This is a genomic window from Streptomyces sp. RFCAC02 (assembly GCF_004193175.1).
Taxonomy (GTDB): Bacteria; Actinomycetota; Actinomycetes; order Streptomycetales; family Streptomycetaceae; genus Streptomyces.
Window position 1 is genome coordinate 3,662,870 of the sequence record NZ_SAUH01000001.1, and the last position, 19,514, is coordinate 3,682,383.

A 19,514-nucleotide genomic window follows, 5' to 3' on the forward strand; every position below is an offset into this window, starting at 1 on the left:
ATCTCCTGCGACACTGGTGGACGTGAACGAGCACTCACCAGAAGGAAGCGGGCGGTTGCGGGCGGATATCGATCTGACCGCGCTGCGCGCCAACGTCCGGTCCCTGCGCGGACGGCTCACCGGCGGCGCCGGTCTGATGGCCGTCGTGAAGGCCGACGCGTACGGGCACGGGCTCGTGCCGTGCGCTCGCGCCGCCCGCGAGGCGGGGGCCGACTGGCTCGGTGTCGCCACCCCCGGTGAGGCCCTCGCGCTGCGTGCCGCCGGCGACCGCGGCCGGCTCCTGTGCTGGCTGTGGACGCCGGACGCCCCCTGGCTGCGGGCGATCGAGGCGGACGTGGACGTGTCCGTCAGCGCCCCGTGGGACCTGGCCGCCGCCGTCGCGGCGGCACGCGAGGCCGGGCGCACCGCCCGGGTGCACCTGAAGATCGACACCGGTCTCGGCCGCAGCGGCTGCCCGCCGCGCGAGTGGCCCGGCCTGGTCGCCGCCGCACGGGCCGCCGAGACGTCCGGCGCGATCACCGTCACCGGCCTGTGGTCGCACTTCGCCTGCGCCGACGAGCCGGGCCACCCCTCGATCGCCGCGCAGCGGGCCGTGTTCGAGGACGCGCTGGCCGTCGCCGCCCGCGCCGGGCTCGACCCCGAGGTGCGGCACTTCGCCAACTCCCCGGCCACCCTCACCCTGCCGGAGGCGCACTACGACCTGGTGCGCACCGGCATCTCGGTCTACGGCCTGTCGCCGTCGCCCGACGTGGGCAGCGCCGCGGACCTCGGACTGCGGCCCGTCATGACGCTGCGCGCGGCGCTCGCCGGCGTGAAACGCGTCCCGGGCGGGCACGGGGTGAGTTACGGACACGAGTACCTGACGCCCGGTGAGACCACGCTCGCGCTGGTCCCCGCCGGGTACGCGGACGGCATCCCCCGGCACGCGTCGGGCAGCGGCCCGGTGCTCGTGGCCGGGAAGTGGCGGACCGTCACCGGGCGGGTCGCCATGGACCAGTTCGTCGTGGACCTCGGCGGGGACACCGCTGAGGCCGGCGACGAGGCGATCCTCTTCGGCCCGGGCGACCGGGGCGAGCCGACCGCCGAGGACTGGGCACGGGCCGCCGGGACCATCGGGTACGAGATCGTCACCCGCATCGGGTCCCGCGTCCCCCGCGTCCACCACGGCGTGTCCGGAGCGACGGGAACGTGAGGTGGGCACGGGGCGTGGGCATGGCCGGAGCGGCGCTCGGCGCGGTCGCCACCACGGTGGCCGCGCACCGGCTGACCGCGAGCCGTTCGGTACGCCGTGAGGCGCTGGCCGCGCTGGACGCCGCGGGTCCCTACGGCACGCTGCGCGGCACCCCGGGCACCGTCACGGCGGACGACGGCACCGAGCTGTACTACGAGATCGACGAGCCCGGACCCGCGCCCCGGCCGGCGGGCGACGGCGCGGGCGGGCCGGTCGCCGCGCCGCTGACCGTCCCAGCGCCCAGGGCCGCGGGGTCCGCCCGGCCGCGGCGCCGGGCCGCGCGCCGCCGGCCGACCGTCGTCTTCTGCCACGGCTACTGCCTCGGGCAGGACGTGTGGCACTTCCAGCGGGCGGCGCTGCGCGGCGCCGCGCGGGCCGTGTACTGGGACCAGCGCGGGCACGGCCGGTCCGGGCGCGGCCCCGTGGGCGGGCCGGTCGCGACCGGGCTGCTGGGCCGCGACCTGAAGGCCGTCCTCGACGCGACGGTGCCGGAGGGACCCGTGGTGCTGGTGGGGCACTCGATGGGCGGCATGACGGTGATGGCGCTCGCGGAGCAGTTCCCCGACTACGTGGCGGAACGCGTCGCCGGCATCGCGCTCATCGGCACGTCGGCCGGCCGGCTCGCCGAGGTCACCTACGGCCTCCCGGCGTCCGCCGCGCGCGCGGTGCGCGTCGTGCTGCCGGGACTGCTGCGGACGCTCGGCGCGCGCCAGGGCCTCGTGGACCGGGGGCGCCGCGCGGCGGGCGAGCTGTACAGCGGCGTGGTGCGGCGGTACGCGTTCGGCAGGCCGGACGACGTGGACCCGGGGGTGGCGCGGTTCGCCGAGCGGCTGCTCGAATCCGTCCCCGTCGAGGTCGTGGCCGAGTTCTACCCGGCCTTCGCGGAGCACGACACGACCCGCGCGCTGCCGGTCCTCGCCGGTCTCGCGGCGGACCTGCCGGTGCTCGTGATGGTCGGCGAGCGCGACGAGGTGACACCGCCCGCGCACAGCGAGCGGATCGCCGCCGGACTGCCGCACGCCGAGTTCGCCCGCCTCCCGGACGCCGGGCACCTGCTGCTGCTCGAAGCCCCCGACCAGGTCAACGAGCGTCTCGGCGCGCTGCTGGCGCGTAGCATCCCGTCCCATGAACCTGCTGTCTGAGACCGTCTCCCGCACCCTCCAAGGACCCGACGCGATGCGGGATCTGGGGCGCGGGATCGCCGGGCTGCTGCGGGCGGGCGACCTGGTCCTCCTGACGGGTGAACTGGGCGCCGGCAAGACGACGCTCACCCGGGGCATCGGCGAAGGGCTCGGCGTGCGGGGCGCGGTCACGTCGCCGACGTTCGTCATCGCGCGGGTCCACCCGTCGCTCACCGGCGGCCCCGCCCTCGTGCACGTGGACGCGTACCGGCTGGACGGCGGCCTGGAGGAGATGGAGGACCTCGACCTGGACGTGGCGCTGCCGGAGTCGGTCGTCGTGGTCGAGTGGGGCGAGGGCCGGGTCGAGGAGCTGTCGGACGACCGGCTGCACGTCGTGATCGACCGCAGCGGCACGGGCGGCGACGACGTGCGCCGGGTCACCCTCACGGGCGTCGGCGACCGCTGGGCCGGGACGCGCCTGCCGGACTGAGGCGCCGGCGGCCTCAGGGCACGACGACGACGGTGGTGCCCGCCTCGGCGAACTGCCACATCGCGGCCCCGTCCGCCCGGCTCTGCCGGATGCCGCCCGTGCGCTGCTCACCGTCGGGGTCGGGCGTCGAGCCGTCCGTGGCGGCGGAGAAGCCGAAGACGACGCCGTCCGCGTCCTGGTGGAAGATCACGGCATGCTCCATCGGCACCCCGTCCGAGCCGGTGCCCGCCGGGTTGCGCGAGGTGACGGCGTACTCGCCGGGCTCCGGGCTGACCGAGCTGGGGAACACCTCGAACGTCCCGGTGACCTGCTCGCCGCCGTCCTCGTCGGTGTCCACCAGCCACACGCGCCGCTGTTCGAGCGCGTACACGACGCGGCGGCCCGCGCCGGAGTCCTCGGGGAGCGCGGTCGGGGACGGCTCGTCGGCGTCCTCGCCGCTGCCCTGCCCCCCGTCCTGCCCGCCGGCCGCGTCCGCCGACGGCGACTCGGACGGGGGCGCGGCGGCGGCCGGCCGGTCCTCGGCGGCCGACGCCTGGTACGCGAAGAACGCCACGACGGCGAGCGCGGCGGCCGTCAGCGCGGTGACGAAGAAGCCGGAGCCGGAACCGGAGGTGTGGCGCGCCACGATCGACCTGCCTGCCTTTCGGGACGGCGTCCCCGGGGACGCCGGGGGACGTCTCGGACCGTCCTTGACCGTCCGCCGACGCTACCAGGGACCGGCGGCCCCGGCGGGGAGCCGTACCCTTGCAGCGTGCTGCTGCTCGCCCTTGACACCGCCACGCCCGCCGTCACCGCCGCCCTCCACGACGGCCGCCGCGTCCTCGCCGAGGCCGGCGGGACCGACGCGCGCCGGCACGGCGAGCTGCTGCTCCCGGCGGTCGACCGCGCGCTGCGGGAGGCGGGGCGCGCCCTGGGCAAGGTGACGGCCGTCGCCGTCGGCACCGGCCCCGGCCCGTACACCGGGCTGCGCGTCGGGCTGGCGACGGCCGCGGCGCTCGGCACGGCGCTCGGTATCCCGGTGCACGGCGTGGGGTCGCTCGACGCCCTCGCGTACGGCGCGGGCCTCGCCGGGCTCGAAGGGCCGTTCACCGTCGCCACGGACGCCCGCCGCAAGGAGGTGTACTGGGCGCGCTTCGCCGACGCCCGTACGCGCCTGGACGGCCCGGCCGTCGCCAGGGCCGCCGACCTCCCGGCGGACGCGCGGGCGCTGACCGCCGTGGGCGCCGGCGCCGCGCTGTACCGGGACGCGTTCGCCACCGTGCGGGACGACCTGCCCGCCCACGTGTCGGCCGCCGCCCTCGCGTCGCTCGCGGCCGAGCGGCTGGCGGCGGGCGACCCCCTCGACGCCCCGCGCCCCCAGTACCTCCGCCGCCCCGACGCGAAGGTGCCGGCGGGCTACAAGGCGGTCACCCGCGCATGAGCGGCGATGTCGTGCTGCGGGAGATGCGCTGGTGGGACATCGGGGCCGTGCTCGGCCTGGAGGCCGAGCTGTTCCCCGACGACGCCTGGTCGGCCGCCATGTTCTGGAACGAACTGGCCGCCGCGCGGGGCACCGCCCCGACCCGCCGCTACCTCGTCGCCGAGCGCCCCGACGGCCGTCTCGCCGGCTACGGCGGCCTCGGCGTCGCCGGGGACACGGGCGACGTCCTCACCATCGGCGTCACGGGCGCCCACGAGGGGACGGGCCTTGGCTCCCGCCTGCTGGCCGCGCTGCTGTCGGCGGCGGGCGGCTTCGGCTGCCGCGAGGTCCTCCTGGAGGTCCGCCGCGACAACGCCCGCGCCCAGGCCCTGTACACCCGCTTCGGTTTCCGCACGATCGGCGTGCGCCGGGGCTACTACCAGCCGGGCAACATCGACGCCTTCGTCATGCGCCGCGACCTGGCCCACGACCGGAACGAGGAGACGACCCCACGGCATGGCTGACGAACCCCTGGTCCTCGGCATCGAGACCTCCTGCGACGAGACCGGCGTCGGCATCGTGCGGGGCACGACCCTGCTGGCCGACGCGGTCGCCTCCAGCGTGGACGACCACGCCCGCTACGGCGGCGTCGTCCCGGAGATCGCGAGCCGCGCCCACCTGGAGGCCATGGTCCCCACGATCGAGCGGGCCCTGGCCGACGCGAAGGTCGCCGCGAGCGACCTGGACGCGATCGCCGTCACCGCGGGACCCGGGCTCGCCGGCGCCCTGCTGGTCGGCGTCACGGCGGCCAAGGCGTACGCGTACGCCCTCGGCAAGCCCCTGTACGGCGTGAACCACCTGGCGTCGCACATCTGCGTCGACCAGCTCGAACACGGCCCGCTGCCGCAGCCCACGATGGCGCTCCTCGTCTCCGGGGGGCACTCGTCGCTGCTCCTCGCCCCCGACATCACGCACGACGTGCGGCCGCTCGGCGCGACGATCGACGACGCGGCGGGCGAGGCGTTCGACAAGGTGGCGCGGGTGCTGGGGCTCGGCTTCCCCGGCGGCCCGGTGATCGACCGGCTGGCGCGGGAGGGCGATCCGCGCGCCATCGCGTTCCCGCGCGGGCTGACGGGGCCGCGGGACGCGCCGTTCGACTTCTCGTTCTCCGGGCTGAAGACGGCCGTGGCGCGCTGGGTGGAGACGCGGCGTGCTGCGGGCGAGCCGGTGCCGGTCGCCGACGTGGCGGCGTCGTTCCAGGAGGCGGTGACGGACGTGCTGACCCGCAAGGCGATCAAGGCGTGCCGCGCCGAGGGCGTCGACCACCTCATGATCGGCGGCGGTGTCGCGGCCAACTCGCGGCTGCGCGCCATGGCGGAGGAACGGTGCGCCGACGCCGGGATCGTCCTGCGGGTGCCGCGCCCCGGGCTGTGCACGGACAACGGCGCGATGGTCGCGGCGCTCGGCGCCGAGATGGTCGCCCGGGGGCGCACGCCCTCGGCGCTCGACCTGCCCGCCGACTCCTCCCTGCCGGTGACCGAACCGCACGTTCCGGCGGGGAGCGGCCACTGATGGCGGCCGTCACGCTGATGTGGGAGGCGCGCGCGGCGGCCGGCCGGGGCGCGGAGCTGCTGGCCTGGGCGCGGGAGCGGTCGCTGACGCCGGCCCCGGAGCGGCGGGAGACGTTCCGGGCGGCGCCGGACCGGGTGCTGGTCCTCACCTGGTGGCCGGACGGCGCGGAGCCGGCCGAGCTTCCCGACCCGCCGGCGTCGCTGCTGCACCGCCCGGTGCACCGCTGGCGGTTCGAGCCGGTCCCCGGCTGACGGCCGCAGCGGGCGCGGCGGCCCCGGGGCGTGCATGATGGTGATCCGCTCGCCGGACCTCGGACCGGAGGTGCCATGACTTTGCGGATGACACTGCGCGCGATCATGCTCGACTGCCCCGACCCGCCGGCGCTGGCGGCGTTCTACCAGCGGGCCACCGGTTGGGAGACCCACCCGGAGTCCACCGCCGAATTCATCGGACTCGCCGGTGAGGGCGGCCTGTTCATCGGCTTCCAGCGGGTCGACGGCTACCGCGCTCCGCACTGGCCCGACCAGACCGTGCCCCAGCAGATCCACCTCGACTTCGAGGTCGACGACCTGGACGAGGCGGAGGCACGGCTGCTGACCCTGGGGGCGGCCAAACCGCCCCACCAGCCCGCCCCGGACCGTTGGCGGGTCCTGACAGACCCAGCGGGCCACCCGTTCTGCCTGCTGCCCCGGCGTTAGGGCCTGCCCGGCGGGGCGTCCCGTCGCCACGGCACCCCGCCGCGGTGCGGAGAACGAGCGCTGGTCATCCGCGCAGGTGCTCGAACGCCTCGTCGAGGTCACTGACGAAATCCCGCCACGACGGAAGACAGGCCACCGGCCCTTCGGGATCCAGCAGTTCGAGCATGCGCAGCCGGTGCTGCGGGAATCGCTTCTGGAACTGGGCAAGGCGACGCCCTTTGTACTCGCTTGCCCGTGCGAGCGAGTCCTTGAGCAGTTGCTTGGGGTCAGTGACCCTTTCCGCCGCAGTGCCTTGGGGGAGATCGAGGGTGACACGACCGCGTGGATTCTCGGCGACCTGGCGCAGACATGCCTCATCGAGAAGCAGCCAGGCTTCGAGCATGCGGACAGGTACCACGGCCACGTGCCGGAGGCCGGGCCACTCCGCGCGCACTGCTTCTTCGATCTCGACCCGGCGGTGTCGGGCGGGACCCCGGTCGGCATCCCGTTGCACCACCACCAAGTCATACGTGCCGTTCAAATCACGGGCCGCTCGCAGTTTGTCCCGGACGGAATGGCCGATCGGCAGCCGCAGCAGGCCGAAGTCGGGGACAGTGATCGAGACATGGAGACCCTTGCGCGCGGCAATGGATTCGATGTGCGGCACGAGGCCGTTGTCACTGCTGCCCTCGCCGATGAACAGGACATGAGCGGTCACGCGACCCCCCAGTCGAGAGTGAGCTGCGCTCCGACGGGGGTGGTGAGGTACGGCAGGACGTCGGCCTTTGTCACGAAGTCGCTGCCGCCCCTCGTCGTCCGCCACGTCTCGGCGAGTGGACGCAGACGCAGCGCTCGGTTCAGCGAGCCGTTCTCGGACTGGTGAATCGCGGTGTCGGCGAACAGGAGGTCCTCGGGATTGACGAGCTGCACGACGCCGGGGGAGTGCGTGTTGATCAGTACCTGCCGGAACGGGTTGTCCGTCCCGGGTTCCTCCGTCGGGTCGACGGCAAGGTCCTGGACGAGGTCGACCATGGCGTTGAGGTTCGCGGGATGAATACCGTTCTCGGGCTCCTCCATGCAGATCAGACCGCGCACGGACGTGTCTTCCAGCAGGACGCACAGAGCCAGGAAGCGCAGGGTGCCCTCGGACAGGCTGCGTGCGGGCAGCGTCATGCCGGCCACCTCGCGCACGTTGACTGTGAGAAGCTCCCGGACCTCGTCCTGATCGACGTCCAGATCGCGGATATGGATACCCGTCAGGTCCGAGAGGCGCCCCGCGACTCTCGCGTACACCTGGCCTGGGTCCGCGTCGGGGGTGCCATGGGCCACCCGGAAGAGCGTCGCGGGCAAGTGGGAGCCGTCAGCGCCCATCACCTGCGGGTCGACGTACCGGTCGGACCTGCGCAGAGCCGATGGCTCAAGAGCGAGCCGTCGCCATGACTGCATCTCGCGGCGAGCCGCCAGGATGGTGGGGTCGTCACTGCTGGTGATGGTGGAGACGACGGTCGCGGGCGCCCGGGACGCCGCGGCCGGCTTGGGCTGACCCCGGCTGCCACCGTCCTGATGGATCCTGACGACCGACTCACCGGCTTCGTTCGTCGTCGAGATGAAGGGGGCGCCGCTGCGGTGACCCTGGATCACGACGTTGCGGAACTGTTTCGCGCTGTGGCGGAACAGGAGGTGCTGGGGGGCCTTGCCCTTCGTGATGTGGCTCAGCGTCTCGTGCAGGAGGGTGAGCCGACCGAATCGGTCCAGGCCGGACGGTTCCTGGTAGCCCACCTCGAGCTCATATCGCAGGAACGTGGTCGTGGCCTTCGCCGCCCGGCCGAAGTCGTCCTCCGTGTGCAGCGGGACGATCATCTCGGCGGCGAACTTCATCCGGTGATGGCCGGGCGCGAAGCCCTTCCAGAAGAGGTCACGGGGGTCGCCATGACGCTCGCCGTGCACGCCGCGGACTTCCTGCGCCGCCTCCATCATCGACTGGTCGGCGAGCAGGGAGAGGAACTGGATGGCGTCGAAAACGTTCGACTTGCCGGTGCCGTTCTCTCCTGCGATGCAGGTGAAGGGGCCGAAGTCGATGGACAGGTTCAGCAGGTTCTTGAACCCGTGGACTTCGAGGCGGGTCAGCATGCTGTCTCCGGGGGCTCGCCAGGCGGGTTCGACAAGCCTACTTGTGGCGGACGTCACGAGCCTTTGTGCCGGTGGCCCCCACCTGCGCTCGGCCACGCCCGAGTTGTCCCGGCCGGCGAGTGGACAGCGCTTCCCGTGCCGCCGCTGAGTGATTGCAGGTGATCGGTCGGTCAGGACGCAGCCGGCGTGATTCCGACGCGGGTGGGAAACGCTCGGGCACGGCCGCGGTGGTTCAGCCGGTGGGGTGGCTGTCTCCGTCGGTGGCCGGTGCGGGGTGGCCGACCAGCATCGCCGCCGTGCCCGCGACCCGTGTCAGGAACACGGTGGCCGAGGCCGGTCCCGGCGGCAGTTTCAGCCGGCGGATCAGTTCCTCCGGCATGAGGGCCGCGCCGCGCTTCTTCACCGTCACGGTGCCGACGCCGCGGTCGCGCAGGTGGGCGCGCAGCCGTTTCACGTTGAACGGCAGCACGTCGTCCAGCGCGTAGGCCGTGGTGAACGGGTCGGCGGGCGGCGGGGGGCCGTCCGTCGTGATGTAGGCGATCGTCGGGTCGAGCAGCCGGCCGCCGAGACGCTCGGCCGCCTCCGCGACGAGGTGGGCGCGGATCACGGCGCCGTCCGGCTCGTGCAGCCAGCGGCCCGGCGGCCCGGCGGGCGCCCGACGCTCTCCGGTGCCGGTGAGGACGGCGCCGCCCGGCAGCAGCGTCGCGGAACGCGGTGGCGCGCCGGCGCCCGTGCCGAACCACAGGACGGCCTCCTTCACCTCGCCCCGGTGCGACACCCACTCGGCGACCGCGCCGTCCGGCACCGCCTCGTGCGGGATGCCGGGGGCGGTCTTCAGGGCGGCGTACGGTACGTGGCGGGCCGCGGCGACGGCCCAGGACAGCGGCGGCAGGTACGCCTCGGGGTCGAAGATCCGGCCGCGCCCGCCGCGCCGCGCCGGGTCGGCGAACAGCGCGTCGAACCCGGCGAGACGCGCAGCCGTCCCGATGTCCGTGACGTCGGCGTGCCGCACCTCGATGCGGTCGCCGAGCCCGAGGGCCTCGGCGTTCGCCTCGGCCACGGCACAGGTCAGGGGGTCGCGGTCGACGGCGAGGACGGAGATCCCGGCGCGGGCCAGCGCGATGGCGTCACCGCCGATGCCGCAGCCGAGGTCCGCCAGGTGCCGTACGCCGAGGGCCGCGAACCGGCCGGCGCGCCAGGCGGCGACGGGGGCGCGCGTCGCCTGCTCCACGCCGCCGGGCGTGAAGTACATGCGTGCCGCGTCGGCGCCGAACTTGGCCGCCGCCCGCTGCCGCAGCCGGGCCTGCGCGACCGCGGCCGTGACGAGGGCCGGCGGGTGGGTGCGGCGCAGCCGGGTGACCGCGGCGAGCTCCCCGTCCGGCGGGAGGTCGCGCAGGACGGCCAGGAGGTCCTGGCCCGTTCCGGTCAGCAGCGCGCGGAACGCGGCGGCGGGGTCGGCGGGGTCGTTCGGTGCAGCCACACGGGTCATTCTCCCCGGTCGCCCGGACCGGCGTTCGGGGGCGGGGCGGGCGCCGGTGGCACCATCCCGAACCATGAAGATGATCGGACAAGTACGACAAAACGATCATATGGAAACCGGTGGGGAGAGCAGGGGGCCGGCCGGGCCGCCCGCACGCCCGGGCCCACGACGGATCCGCCGCTGCCTCGCCCTCGGCGGCGCGGCGATACTCGCGCTCACCTGCGCGGGACCCGGCCTCCCCGCCCACCTGCTCGGCCTCCGGCAGACGGACGCCGGCCCGGACCACCGCCTGTCCGCCACCGTCGACGGCGCACCCAAGGCGTCCGCCGCCACGTCCGTGCCGCTGCTCACCGTCCCGGGGCGGGCGAGCGAGCGGGCCGCCCGCGTGACCGAGGGGTACGCGCGGGCGCTGGAGCGCGAGCACGCCCGGCGGGTCACCGCCGCCCGCGCCTGGGGGCTGCGCGCCGTCCCCCTGCGCGCCCCGGAGCCGCCGGAGGAGAAGCCGGAACTCACCACCGAGCCCGGGCACATCACCGGCCCCGGTCTGCCCCCGGTCATCGTCGGCGTTCCCACCGACGAGAAGATCGTCTTCCTCACCATCGACGACGGCGCCGAGAAGGACCCCGCGCTGCTGCGCATGCTCGACGACCTCGGCATCCCCTACACCGGCTTCCTCGCCGACGAGGTCGCCCGCGAGGACTACGGCTATTTCCGCGACGCCCTCGCCGACGGCCACACCGGCCAGAACCACTCGCTCAACCACCGCGAGATGACCCGCCTCAGCTACGCCGAGCAGCTCGCCGAGATCTGCGGCCAGCAGGCCGTGCTCGAACGCGAACTCGGGCAGCGCCCCACCCTCTTCCGGCCGCCGTACGGCGCCTACGACGCGAACACCCTCCGCGCCGCCGCCGAGTGCGGCGCCGAGGTCGTCCCGCTGTGGGCGGAGGAGGCGTTCCCCGACCGGATGGAGTACGGCCGCCCCGACGGCAGGCTGCACCCGGGCGACATCATCCTCACCCACTTCAGGGGCGAGGGGGAGTGGGACGGCAGCATGACCGACCTGCTCCGGCGCGTCCTCGACACCGTCACCGAACAGGGGTTCGCCATCGCCCGTTTGGAAGACTACGTGTGACGTCCCCGCGCGCCGGAGCCGCCGGCGCGCCCGTCGTGACCTGCGGCGCGCCGCCCGGGGCCGGTCCACGGGGCGCGCCGTCGGCGCGTTGGCACTCTAGTTGACTGAGTGCTAACGGACGCATAGTCTCGACGCTGGCACTCTTCATGCGAGAGTGCCAGCTACGCGCGACGGGCGGACTCGGCACCCGCGACGACGGGTCCACCAGGTCGCCATCCAGCCATAGAAGCCCCGTGAGATCTCCGAAGGGGGAGGTCGGATCGTGACGACCGCCAGCAAGGTTGCCATCAAGCCGCTCGAGGACCGCATCGTGGTCCAGCCGCTCGACGCCGAGCAGACCACGGCCTCGGGCCTGGTCATCCCGGACACCGCCAAGGAGAAGCCCCAGGAGGGCACCGTCCTTGCCGTCGGCCCCGGCCGCTTCGAGGACGGCAACCGCCTGCCGCTCGACGTGAAGGTCGGCGACGTGGTGCTGTACAGCAAGTACGGCGGCACCGAGGTCAAGTACAACAACGAGGAGTACCTCGTCCTCTCCGCTCGCGACGTGCTCGCGATCATCGAGAAGTAGGGCGACGCAGACGCGGCGCACCACCGTGCCCCGGTACCCGAGCCGGCCCGTCCGGCAGGCCGGGTCCCGGGGCACGGCCTCGACGCGCGCGCACCGCCCACGTCCGGCCCAGAGTCAAAGGCACAAGGGACACCCACAGCCATGGCGAAGATCCTGAAGTTCGACGAGGACGCCCGGCGCGCCCTCGAGCGCGGCGTGAACCAGCTCGCCGACGCCGTCAAGGTGACCATCGGCCCCAAGGGCCGCAATGTCGTCATCGACAAGAAGTTCGGCGCCCCGACCATCACGAACGACGGCGTCACCATCGCCCGTGAGGTCGAGACCGAAGACCCGTACGAGAACCTCGGCGCGCAGCTCGTCAAGGAGGTCGCGACCAAGACCAACGACGTCGCGGGTGACGGCACCACCACCGCGACCGTCCTGGCGCAGGCGCTGGTGCGCGAGGGTCTGCGGAACGTCGCCGCCGGCGCGTCCCCCTCCGGCCTCAAGCGCGGCATCGACGCCGCCGTCGCCGCGGTCGCCGAGGACCTGAAGGCCAGCGCCCGCCCGATCGACTCCAAGGAGGACATCGCCGCGGTCGCCGCCCTGTCCGCCCAGGACAAGAAGGTCGGCGAGCTGATCGCCGAGGCGATGGACAAGGTCGGCAAGGACGGTGTCATCACCGTCGAGGAGTCCCAGACCTTCGGGCTCGACCTGGAATTCACCGAGGGCATGGCGTTCGACAAGGGCTACCTGTCGCACTACATGGTCACCGACCAGGAGCGCATGGAGGCCGTCCTCGACGACCCCTACATCCTGATCCACCAGGGCAAGATCTCCTCCATCCAGGACCTCCTGCCGCTGCTGGAGAAGATCATGCAGGCCGGTTCCTCCCGGCCGCTGCTGATCATCGCCGAGGACGTGGACGGCGAGGCGCTGTCCACCCTGGTCGTCAACAAGATCCGCGGCACGTTCAACTCGGTCGCCGTCAAGGCCCCGGGCTTCGGCGACCGCCGCAAGGCGATGCTGGGCGACATGGCCACCCTCACCGGCGGCCAGGTCATCTCCGAGGAGGTCGGCCTCAAGCTCGACCAGGTCGGGCTCGACGTCCTCGGCAGCGCGCGCCGCGTCACCGTGACGAAGGACGACACCACCATCGTCGACGGCGCCGGCCAGTCCGCCGACATCGAGGCCCGGGTCGCCCAGATCCGCGCCGAGATCGAGAACACCGACTCCGACTGGGACCGCGAGAAGCTCCAGGAGCGCCTCGCGAAGCTCGCCGGCGGCGTGTGCGTCATCCGTGTCGGCGCCGCCACCGAGGTGGAGCTGAAGGAGAAGAAGCACCGTCTGGAGGACGCCATCTCGGCCACCCGCGCGGCGGTCGAGGAGGGCATCGTCCCCGGCGGCGGCGCCTCCCTCGTGCACTCGGCGAAGGTCCTGGAGGGCGACCTCGGCCGCACCGGCGACGAGGCGACCGGTGTCGCGATCGTCCGCCGCGCCGCCGTCGAGCCGCTGCGCTGGATCGCGGAGAACGCCGGCCTTGAGGGCTACGTCATCACCTCCAAGGTCGCCGACCTGGACAAGGGGCAGGGCTACAACGCCGCCACCGGTGTCTACGGCGACCTGGTCAAGGACGGCGTCATCGACCCGGTGAAGGTCACCCGCTCCGCCCTGCAGAACGCGGCCTCCATCGCCTCCCTCCTCCTCACCACCGAGACCCTCGTGGTGGAGAAGAAGGAAGAGGAGCCGGAGCAGGCCGCCGGCCACGGCCACGGCCACTCGCACTGAACCGCCGGCCGCCGACCGCGGCCCCGGCGTCCCGTGGGGCCGCCCGCTCCCCCGAGGGGGAACGGGCGGCCCCACCGGCCTGTCACGCGCCGTCCGGTGTCCCGCCCCGCTTCGGCCCGTACTTCCGGCCGGCCCGTGACGAGATGCCGCCGAGCGCGCTCCGCGGGACGAGCCGGGCCGCACCCATCAGCGCCCGGTAGCGCAGGTCGGGGATGCTGACCGTCCGGCCGCGCCCCAGGTCCCGCAGCGCCGCGTCCACCACGCGGTCGGCGTCGAGCCACATCCAGCCCGGGATGCTGTCGGTCCGCATGCCCGCCCGGCCGTGGAACTCCGTCCGCACGAACCCCGGACACAGCGCCATCAGCCGCACCCCGCTGCCCGCGAGGTCACGGGCGGCGCCCTCCGTGAACTGCACCACCCACGCCTTCGACGCGCCGTACGTCCCGCGCGGCAGGAACGCCGCGACCGACGCCACGTTCACCACGCCGCCGCGCCCGCGCTCCTGCATCGGCACGGCGGCGGCCGAGGTGAGCCGCAGCACGGCCTCGCAGTGCACCTTCAGCATCCGCAGCTCGTCGGCGACCGGCGCCTTGAGGTAGCGTCCGCGCAGCCCGAACCCCGCGTTGTTGACGAGGAGGCCGACGGGCCGCGCGTGGTCGGCGAGCCGTTCCTCGACCGCCGCGATGCCGTCGTCGGTGGCGAGGTCGGCGCGCAGGACGTCCACCTCGACGCCGTGCCGGTCGTGCAGTTCCGCGGCCCGGCGCCGCAGCGCGTCCCTGTCCCGCGCGACGAGCACCAGGTCGTGCCGGTCGCGGGCCAGCCGGTGGGCGAAGGCGGCGCCGATCCCGGCGGTGGCGCCCGTCACCAAAGCAGTTGTCATACCGGGGACGGTAGTGGTCCCGCGGGCGTCGTTCCCAGGGGCGCGGGTCAGACGGTCCCGTCGCCGTCCCCGTACGGGCCGCCGCCCGCGTCGGCGTACGCCTCCTCGCGGGCCGCCGTGCGCGCGGGGGAGCGCACGAGATCACGGCGCGCGCGGCCGAGCAGCTCCTCGCGCTCGTCCTCGGTCAGCCCGCCCCACACGCCGTACGGCTCGCGGACGGACAGGGCGTGCGCGGCGCACTCGGACCGGACGGGGCAGCGCATGCAGACCTCCTTCGCCGCCTCCTCCCGGGACGTGCGCGCGGCGCCGCGCTCCCCCTCGGGATGGAAGAACAGCGAGCTGTCCACGCCCCGGCAGGCAGCGAGGAGCTGCCAGTCCCACAGGTCGGCGTTCGGGCCGGGAAGGCGGGAGAAATCTGCCATGACAGGTGTCCCATCATCATCGGTCGTCTTCGGTACCGCAGCCGGAGTAGATGTAAATATGACTACCCGCTGAATATATCCATAGACACCCAAAGATGGGCAGCAAGGTCTAAAAAGGGCAAAAATGAATGTTCGGCGCGTCAGGTCAACCGCGGCTGCCCCGTGACAGAGCCCTCACGTAGAGTGCTCTCACTCTGTGGTTGGCGACCGTAACTCTTTCGGGTGACCGTCGTTGAGAGGGCGGAAGCGGTTTGACGGCGGCCATCGCGGCTCGCCGGCCGCACAGGTGACGACACACAACTGCCTGGAGGCACAAGGTGATGCCCATCAGCTGCGGAGGGCGGCCATGACTTCCGTCCTCGTCTGCGACGACTCCCCCCTGGCCCGGGAGGCGCTGCGCCGCGCGGTCGCGACCGTGCCCGGCGTCGAGCGGGTCACGACGGCGGCCAACGGCGAGGAAGTGCTCCGCCGCTGGGGTGCCGACCGTTCCGACCTGATCCTCATGGACGTCCGTATGCCCGGCCTCGGCGGTGTTGAGACCGTCCGCCGGCTGCTGTCCGCCGATCCGGGGGCGCGCATCATCATGCTCACCGTCGCGGAGGACCTCGACGGCGTGGCGCTCGCCGTCGCGGCGGGCGCGCGCGGCTACCTCCACAAGGACGCCTCCCGCGCCGAGCTGCGCGCCACGGTCACCCAGGCCCTGGCCGACCCGACCTGGCGGCTCGCCCCGCGCCGTCTGCGCTCCTCGGACATGGGGGCCGCCCCGACGCTCACCGCGCGCGAGATCCAGGTGCTCGAGGGCATGAGCCACGGCCGGTCCAACGCGGAGATCGGCCGGGAGCTCTTCCTGTCCGAGGACACGGTCAAGACGCACGCGCGCCGGCTGTTCAAGAAGCTCGGCGCCTCCGACCGCGCACACGCGGTGGCCCTGGGCTTCCGCTGGGGTCTGGTCCGCTGACGCGCCCCGGGGAGGGGCCGGACGGGGAGCGCGGCGCGCGCCGTCACCCCCCGTCCGGCGGGAGCGGACTCAAAACGTCCGGCGTTGACGCATCCTTGAAGGCATGACGCTCCTTGGGGACGAGCCGGCCAGGCGTGAGGGGAGGGCAGCCCGGAGCATGACTCTGAGCGCCCCCGCACATAACGCTTCGACGCACAACTCCGCCCGCGGTGACACGGACCGCGCGGCGAGGGTGCACCATGGACCGATGCGCGACGACGAGGCCACGGGGATAGGGACCCTCGTGCATCGTGCGGCCGGCGGCGACGCCCAGGCCACCCACGACCTGCTGGCCCATGTGCATCCGCTTGCCCTCCGCTACTGCAGGACGCGGCTCGCCCGCCTGCCCGGAGAGGCCCGCCACTTCGTGGACGACCTCGCGCAGGAGGTGTGCCTCGCGGTCCTGTGCGCCCTGCCGCGCTACCGCGACACCGGGCGGCCGTTCGACGCGTTCGTCGTGGCCATCGCCCACCACAAGATCGCGGATCTCCAGCGCGCGGCCCTGCGGCGTCCCGGCAGCACCGCCGTCCCCTCCGACGAGATGCCCGAGCGGCCCGACGACTCCCTCGGTCCCGAGGAGCGCGCCCTCCAGAGCAGCGACGCGGAGTGGGCGCGCCGCCTCCTCGCGAACCTCCCGGAGCACCTGCGCGAGCTGGTGCTGCTGCGGGTCGCGATCGGGCTCACCGCGGAGGAGACCGGGGAGAAGCTCGGCATGTCGCCGGGCGCGGTCCGGGTCGCGCAGCACCGTGCCCTGACGCGGCTGCGCGCGCTCGCCGGCCGCTGACCCGGCCCGTGGCGCCCGCCCGTGACGGGTGCCACTGAGGGCCGCGTCACAGGCCCCGCTTCCGGGCGGTCCGCACCTTCGGCGGGGCCGTAGCATGGAGAACCGGGCCCGTACAGGCCCGGAGGGAGTGGATCTCGGGTGCGGGAAAGGCAGTCATGACTGGTTACGCGGGTGAGGTACCGGAGAAGTTCGCGACGCTCGGGCTGACGTTCGACGATGTGCTGCTGCTGCCGGGCGCCGCCGATCTCGCCCCCCAGGACATCGACACCTCCACGCGGCTCTCGCGCAACGTCCGGGTGAACGTGCCGCTCCTCTCGGCCGCCATGGACCGGGTCACGGAGGCGCGGATGGCCATCGCCATGGCCCGGCAGGGCGGCGCCGGCGTCCTCCACCGCAACCTGTCGATCGCCGAGCAGGCGGCGCAGGTGGACCGGGTGAAGCGCTCCGAGTCCGGCATGGTCACCGACCCGATCACGATCCGTCCCGACGCGACGCTGCGCGAGGCCGACGAGCTGTGCGGCCGCTACCGCATCAGCGGCGTCCCGGTGACGGACGCGGCGGGCCGCCTGCTGGGCATCGTGACCAACCGCGACATGGCCTTCGAGTCGGACCGCGCCCGCGCCGTGCGCGAGGTCATGACGCCGATGCCGCTGGTCACCGGCCGGGTCGGGATCTCCGCCGAGGACGCGGTGGAGCTGCTGCGCCGCCACAAGATCGAGAAGCTGCCGCTGGTCGACGAGGAGAACCGGCTGCGGGGCCTGATCACCGTCAAGGACTTCGTCAAGGCCGAGAAGTACCCGAACGCCGCGAAGGACGCCGAGGGCCGGCTCATCGTCGGCGCCGCGGTCGGCGTCGCCGGTGACGCGTACGAGCGCGCGCAGGCGCTCATCGAGGCCGGTGTGGACTTCCTCGTCGTGGACACGGCGCACGGGCACTCGCGGCTCGTCCCGGAGATGGCCGCCAAGATCAAGTCGAACCACGACCGGGTCGACGTCATCGCCGGCAACGTCGCGACGCGCGATGGCGCCCAGAGCCTCGTGGACGCCGGTGTCGACGGCATCAAGGTCGGTGTCGGCCCCGGCTCGATCTGCACCACCCGGGTGGTCGCGGGCGTCGGCGTGCCGCAGGTGACGGCCATCCACGAGGCGTCCCTCGCCGCCCGCGCGGCCGGTGTCCCGGTGATCGGCGACGGCGGTCTCCAGTACAGCGGCGACATCGCGAAGGCCCTCGCGGCCGGCGCCGACACGGTGATGCTGGGCAGCCTCCTCGCGGGCTGCGAGGAGTCGCCGGGCGAGCTGAAGTTCATCAACGGCAAGCAGTGGAAGTCGTACCGCGGCATGGGGTCGCTCGGCGCCATGCAGACGCGCGGCGACCGGCGCTCGTACTCGAAGGACCGCTACTTCCAGGACGAGATCGGCGAGGACGACAAGCTGATCCCCGAGGGCATCGAGGGCCAGGTGCCCTACCGCGGCCCGCTCGCCTCCGTCGTGCACCAACTGGTCGGCGGCCTGCACCAGTCGATGTACTACCTCGGCTGCCGCACGGTTCCCGAGGTCCAGGAGAACGGCCGGTTCGTCCGCATCACGTCGGCCGGGCTGAAGGAGAGCCACCCGCACGACATCCAGATGACGGCCGAGGCCCCCAACTACGCCGGTCGGTGAGGCGGGGATACTGGACACCGGCCGGCCCGTCCGGCCGGTGTGAGGACATGCCGTGGACCGGCGAGAAAGGCTCTGGACGTGACTGAGATCGAGATCGGACGCGGGAAGCGCGGGCGGCGGGCCTACGCCTTCGACGACATCGCCGTGGTGCCCAGCCGGCGGACGCGCGACCCGAAGGAGGTCTCGATCGCCTGGCAGATCGACGCCTACCGGTTCGAGCTGCCGTTCCTGGCCGCCCCGATGGACTCCGTCGTCTCGCCGGCGACCGCGATCGCCATCGGCGAACTGGGCGGCCTCGGGGTGCTGAACCTCGAAGGGCTCTGGACGCGCTACGAGGACCCGGCCCCGCTGCTGGCCGAGATCGCCGAGCTGCCCGAGGAGAGCGCCGGGCGGCGCATGCAGGAGATCTACGCGGCGCCGATCCAGGAGGAGCTGATCTTCCGGCGCATCCGCGAGGTGCGCGAGTCGGGCGTCGTCACGGCCGCCGCGCTGTCGCCGCAGCGGACGGCGCAGTTCTCGAAGGCCGTGCTGGACGCGGGCGTGGACATCTTCGTGATCCGCGGCACCACGGTGTCGGCGGAGCACGTGTCCGGCGCCGCCGAGCCGCTGAACCTGAAGCAGTTCATCTACGAGCTGGACGTCCCCGTGATCGTCGGCGGCTGCGCCACGTACACGGCGGCGCTCCACCTGATGCGGACGGGCGCCGCCGGCGTGCTCGTCGGCTTCGGCGGCGGCGCGGCCCACACCACGCGCAACGTCCTCGGCATCCAGGTGCCGATGGCGACGGCGGTGGCCGATGTGGCCGCCGCCAGGCGCGACTACCTGGACGAGTCCGGCGGCCGGTACGTCCACGTCATCGCGGACGGCGGCGTGGGCTGGTCGGGCGACCTGCCGAAGGCCGTCGCGTGCGGCGCCGACGCCGTGATGATCGGGTCGCCGCTGGCCCGCGCGACCGACGCGCCCGGGCGCGGCCACCACTGGGGCATGGAGGCCGTCCACGAGGACGTGCCGCGCGGCAAGAAGGTGCACCTCGGGACCGTCGGCACCACGAAGGAGATCCTGACGGGTCCCTCGCACACGCCCGACGGGTCGATGAACTTCTTCGGCGCCCTGCGCCGCGCGATGGCGACGACGGGCTACTCCGAGCTGAAGGAGTTCCAGCGCGTCGAGGTGACGGTCGCGCGCTCGCGCTGACCCGGTGCC

General features: G+C 73.6%; 21 protein-coding genes. 15 read left to right on the plus strand and 6 right to left on the minus strand.

What is annotated here, in order from left to right:
- Positions 1-22 precede the first annotated feature (22 nt).
- From alr to tsaE, 3 genes are read left to right on the plus strand one after another with little or no spacing between them, the layout of a single operon-like run.
- The gene (alr, locus tag EMA09_RS16965) at positions 23-1,192 is read left to right on the plus strand and encodes an alanine racemase (protein WP_129841867.1); all 1,170 of its coding nucleotides are present in this window, start codon (positions 23-25) and stop codon (positions 1,190-1,192) included.
- A 20-nt stretch (positions 1,193-1,212) separates the two neighbouring features.
- A complete protein-coding gene (locus EMA09_RS16970) occupies positions 1,213-2,373 on the plus strand; it encodes an alpha/beta hydrolase (protein WP_129844088.1) in 1,161 nt (386 codons plus the stop codon).
- Positions 2,357-2,842 (plus strand): tRNA (adenosine(37)-N6)-threonylcarbamoyltransferase complex ATPase subunit type 1 TsaE, encoded by a 486-nt coding sequence (gene tsaE, locus EMA09_RS16975; protein ID WP_129841868.1) that lies wholly within the window; start codon positions 2,357-2,359, stop codon positions 2,840-2,842. Before EMA09_RS16970 ends, tsaE begins: the two co-directional genes overlap by 17 nt.
- Positions 2,843-2,855: 13 nt before the next feature.
- On the opposite strand, the gene EMA09_RS16980 is transcribed toward tsaE, so the two are convergent.
- Complete coding sequence (locus tag EMA09_RS16980; protein WP_129841869.1) at positions 2,856-3,467, minus strand: hypothetical protein; 612 nt, start codon at positions 3,465-3,467, stop codon at positions 2,856-2,858.
- Positions 3,468-3,593: 126 nt separating this feature from the next.
- On the opposite strand from EMA09_RS16980, the gene tsaB reads away from it, so the two are divergent.
- The 5 genes from tsaB to EMA09_RS17005 all read left to right on the plus strand — a co-directional run bounded on the left by tsaB (position 3,594) and on the right by EMA09_RS17005 (position 6,511).
- Positions 3,594-4,262, plus strand: coding sequence for a tRNA (adenosine(37)-N6)-threonylcarbamoyltransferase complex dimerization subunit type 1 TsaB (tsaB, locus tag EMA09_RS16985; RefSeq protein ID WP_129841870.1), 669 nt, complete (start codon positions 3,594-3,596; stop codon positions 4,260-4,262).
- The gene (gene rimI / locus EMA09_RS16990) at positions 4,259-4,765 is read left to right on the plus strand and encodes a ribosomal protein S18-alanine N-acetyltransferase (protein WP_129841871.1); all 507 of its coding nucleotides are present in this window, start codon (positions 4,259-4,261) and stop codon (positions 4,763-4,765) included. The genes tsaB and rimI overlap by 4 nt, the downstream gene beginning before the upstream one ends.
- Positions 4,758-5,813: a tRNA (adenosine(37)-N6)-threonylcarbamoyltransferase complex transferase subunit TsaD gene (gene tsaD / locus EMA09_RS16995; RefSeq protein ID WP_129841872.1), complete on the plus strand. Its 1,056-nt coding sequence runs from the start codon at positions 4,758-4,760 to the stop codon at positions 5,811-5,813. The genes rimI and tsaD overlap by 8 nt, the downstream gene beginning before the upstream one ends.
- A complete protein-coding gene (locus EMA09_RS17000; protein ID WP_129841873.1) occupies positions 5,813-6,064 on the plus strand; it encodes a hypothetical protein in 252 nt (83 codons plus the stop codon). Before tsaD ends, EMA09_RS17000 begins: the two co-directional genes overlap by 1 nt.
- A gap of 75 nt (positions 6,065-6,139) precedes the next feature.
- A complete protein-coding gene (locus EMA09_RS17005) occupies positions 6,140-6,511 on the plus strand; it encodes a VOC family protein (protein ID WP_129841874.1) in 372 nt (123 codons plus the stop codon).
- A 64-nt stretch (positions 6,512-6,575) separates the two neighbouring features.
- Here EMA09_RS17005 and EMA09_RS17010 read toward each other — a convergent pair whose 3' ends face one another.
- The 3 genes from EMA09_RS17010 to EMA09_RS17020 form a co-directional block, all read right to left on the minus strand.
- On the minus strand, positions 6,576-7,208 hold the full coding sequence (locus EMA09_RS17010; RefSeq protein ID WP_129841875.1) for a DUF4276 family protein: 633 nt from the start codon (positions 7,206-7,208) through the stop codon (positions 6,576-6,578).
- On the minus strand, positions 7,205-8,620 hold the full coding sequence (locus EMA09_RS17015) for an AAA family ATPase (RefSeq protein ID WP_129841876.1): 1,416 nt from the start codon (positions 8,618-8,620) through the stop codon (positions 7,205-7,207). Before EMA09_RS17015 ends, EMA09_RS17010 begins: the two co-directional genes overlap by 4 nt.
- Before the next feature lie 232 nt (positions 8,621-8,852).
- Positions 8,853-10,109 (minus strand): methyltransferase domain-containing protein, encoded by a 1,257-nt coding sequence (locus EMA09_RS17020; RefSeq protein ID WP_129841877.1) that lies wholly within the window; start codon positions 10,107-10,109, stop codon positions 8,853-8,855.
- 100 nt (positions 10,110-10,209) lie between these two features.
- Between EMA09_RS17020 and EMA09_RS17025 the strand changes: the two genes are divergently transcribed.
- The 3 genes from EMA09_RS17025 to groL all read left to right on the plus strand — a co-directional run bounded on the left by EMA09_RS17025 (position 10,210) and on the right by groL (position 13,567).
- Entirely contained in the window at positions 10,210-11,232 is a 1,023-nt protein-coding gene (locus EMA09_RS17025) for a polysaccharide deacetylase family protein (protein WP_129841878.1), read from the plus strand.
- 259 nt (positions 11,233-11,491) lie between these two features.
- Positions 11,492-11,800 (plus strand): co-chaperone GroES, encoded by a 309-nt coding sequence (gene groES, locus EMA09_RS17030; RefSeq protein ID WP_052848653.1) that lies wholly within the window; start codon positions 11,492-11,494, stop codon positions 11,798-11,800.
- A gap of 141 nt (positions 11,801-11,941) precedes the next feature.
- Positions 11,942-13,567: a chaperonin GroEL gene (gene groL, locus EMA09_RS17035; protein ID WP_129841879.1), complete on the plus strand. Its 1,626-nt coding sequence runs from the start codon at positions 11,942-11,944 to the stop codon at positions 13,565-13,567.
- A gap of 82 nt (positions 13,568-13,649) precedes the next feature.
- Here the strand turns inward: groL and EMA09_RS17040 are convergent, their stop codons facing one another.
- Positions 13,650-14,447, minus strand: coding sequence for an SDR family oxidoreductase (locus EMA09_RS17040; RefSeq protein WP_129841880.1), 798 nt, complete (start codon positions 14,445-14,447; stop codon positions 13,650-13,652).
- Between the two features lie 47 nt (positions 14,448-14,494).
- Entirely contained in the window at positions 14,495-14,869 is a 375-nt protein-coding gene (locus tag EMA09_RS28655) for a WhiB family transcriptional regulator (protein ID WP_129841881.1), read from the minus strand.
- Positions 14,870-15,215: 346 nt separating this feature from the next.
- On the opposite strand from EMA09_RS28655, the gene EMA09_RS17050 reads away from it, so the two are divergent.
- The 4 genes from EMA09_RS17050 to EMA09_RS17065 all read left to right on the plus strand — a co-directional run bounded on the left by EMA09_RS17050 (position 15,216) and on the right by EMA09_RS17065 (position 19,505).
- The gene (locus EMA09_RS17050) at positions 15,216-15,827 is read left to right on the plus strand and encodes a response regulator transcription factor (protein ID WP_019431595.1); all 612 of its coding nucleotides are present in this window, start codon (positions 15,216-15,218) and stop codon (positions 15,825-15,827) included.
- A gap of 247 nt (positions 15,828-16,074) precedes the next feature.
- Positions 16,075-16,650: an RNA polymerase sigma factor ShbA gene (shbA, locus tag EMA09_RS17055; protein WP_276324186.1), complete on the plus strand. Its 576-nt coding sequence runs from the start codon at positions 16,075-16,077 to the stop codon at positions 16,648-16,650.
- Between the two features lie 155 nt (positions 16,651-16,805).
- Entirely contained in the window at positions 16,806-18,311 is a 1,506-nt protein-coding gene (gene guaB / locus EMA09_RS17060; protein ID WP_129841883.1) for an IMP dehydrogenase, read from the plus strand.
- A 78-nt stretch (positions 18,312-18,389) separates the two neighbouring features.
- Positions 18,390-19,505 (plus strand): GuaB3 family IMP dehydrogenase-related protein, encoded by a 1,116-nt coding sequence (locus EMA09_RS17065; protein ID WP_129841884.1) that lies wholly within the window; start codon positions 18,390-18,392, stop codon positions 19,503-19,505.
- The last annotated feature ends 9 nt before the right edge of the window (positions 19,506-19,514 follow it).

Coding starts and splice junctions, on each gene's coding strand:
- EMA09_RS17040 (WP_129841880.1), bottom strand. CDS start 14,447: ATGACAACTGCTTTGGTGACGGGCGCCACCGCCGGGATCGGCGCCGCC.
- guaB (WP_129841883.1), top strand. CDS start 16,806: ATGACTGGTTACGCGGGTGAGGTACCGGAGAAGTTCGCGACGCTCGGG.
- tsaE (WP_129841868.1), top strand. CDS start 2,357: ATGAACCTGCTGTCTGAGACCGTCTCCCGCACCCTCCAAGGACCCGAC.
- EMA09_RS17050 (WP_019431595.1), top strand. CDS start 15,216: ATGACTTCCGTCCTCGTCTGCGACGACTCCCCCCTGGCCCGGGAGGCG.
- shbA (WP_276324186.1), top strand. CDS start 16,075: ATGCGCGACGACGAGGCCACGGGGATAGGGACCCTCGTGCATCGTGCG.
- EMA09_RS28655 (WP_129841881.1), bottom strand. CDS start 14,869: ATGGCAGATTTCTCCCGCCTTCCCGGCCCGAACGCCGACCTGTGGGAC.
- EMA09_RS17000 (WP_129841873.1), top strand. CDS start 5,813: ATGGCGGCCGTCACGCTGATGTGGGAGGCGCGCGCGGCGGCCGGCCGG.
- EMA09_RS17025 (WP_129841878.1), top strand. CDS start 10,210: ATGGAAACCGGTGGGGAGAGCAGGGGGCCGGCCGGGCCGCCCGCACGC.
- groL (WP_129841879.1), top strand. CDS start 11,942: ATGGCGAAGATCCTGAAGTTCGACGAGGACGCCCGGCGCGCCCTCGAG.
- EMA09_RS17005 (WP_129841874.1), top strand. CDS start 6,140: ATGACTTTGCGGATGACACTGCGCGCGATCATGCTCGACTGCCCCGAC.
- EMA09_RS17015 (WP_129841876.1), bottom strand. CDS start 8,620: ATGCTGACCCGCCTCGAAGTCCACGGGTTCAAGAACCTGCTGAACCTG.
- tsaD (WP_129841872.1), top strand. CDS start 4,758: ATGGCTGACGAACCCCTGGTCCTCGGCATCGAGACCTCCTGCGACGAG.
- EMA09_RS16970 (WP_129844088.1), top strand. CDS start 1,213: ATGGCCGGAGCGGCGCTCGGCGCGGTCGCCACCACGGTGGCCGCGCAC.
- EMA09_RS17020 (WP_129841877.1), bottom strand. CDS start 10,109: ATGACCCGTGTGGCTGCACCGAACGACCCCGCCGACCCCGCCGCCGCG.
- rimI (WP_129841871.1), top strand. CDS start 4,259: ATGAGCGGCGATGTCGTGCTGCGGGAGATGCGCTGGTGGGACATCGGG.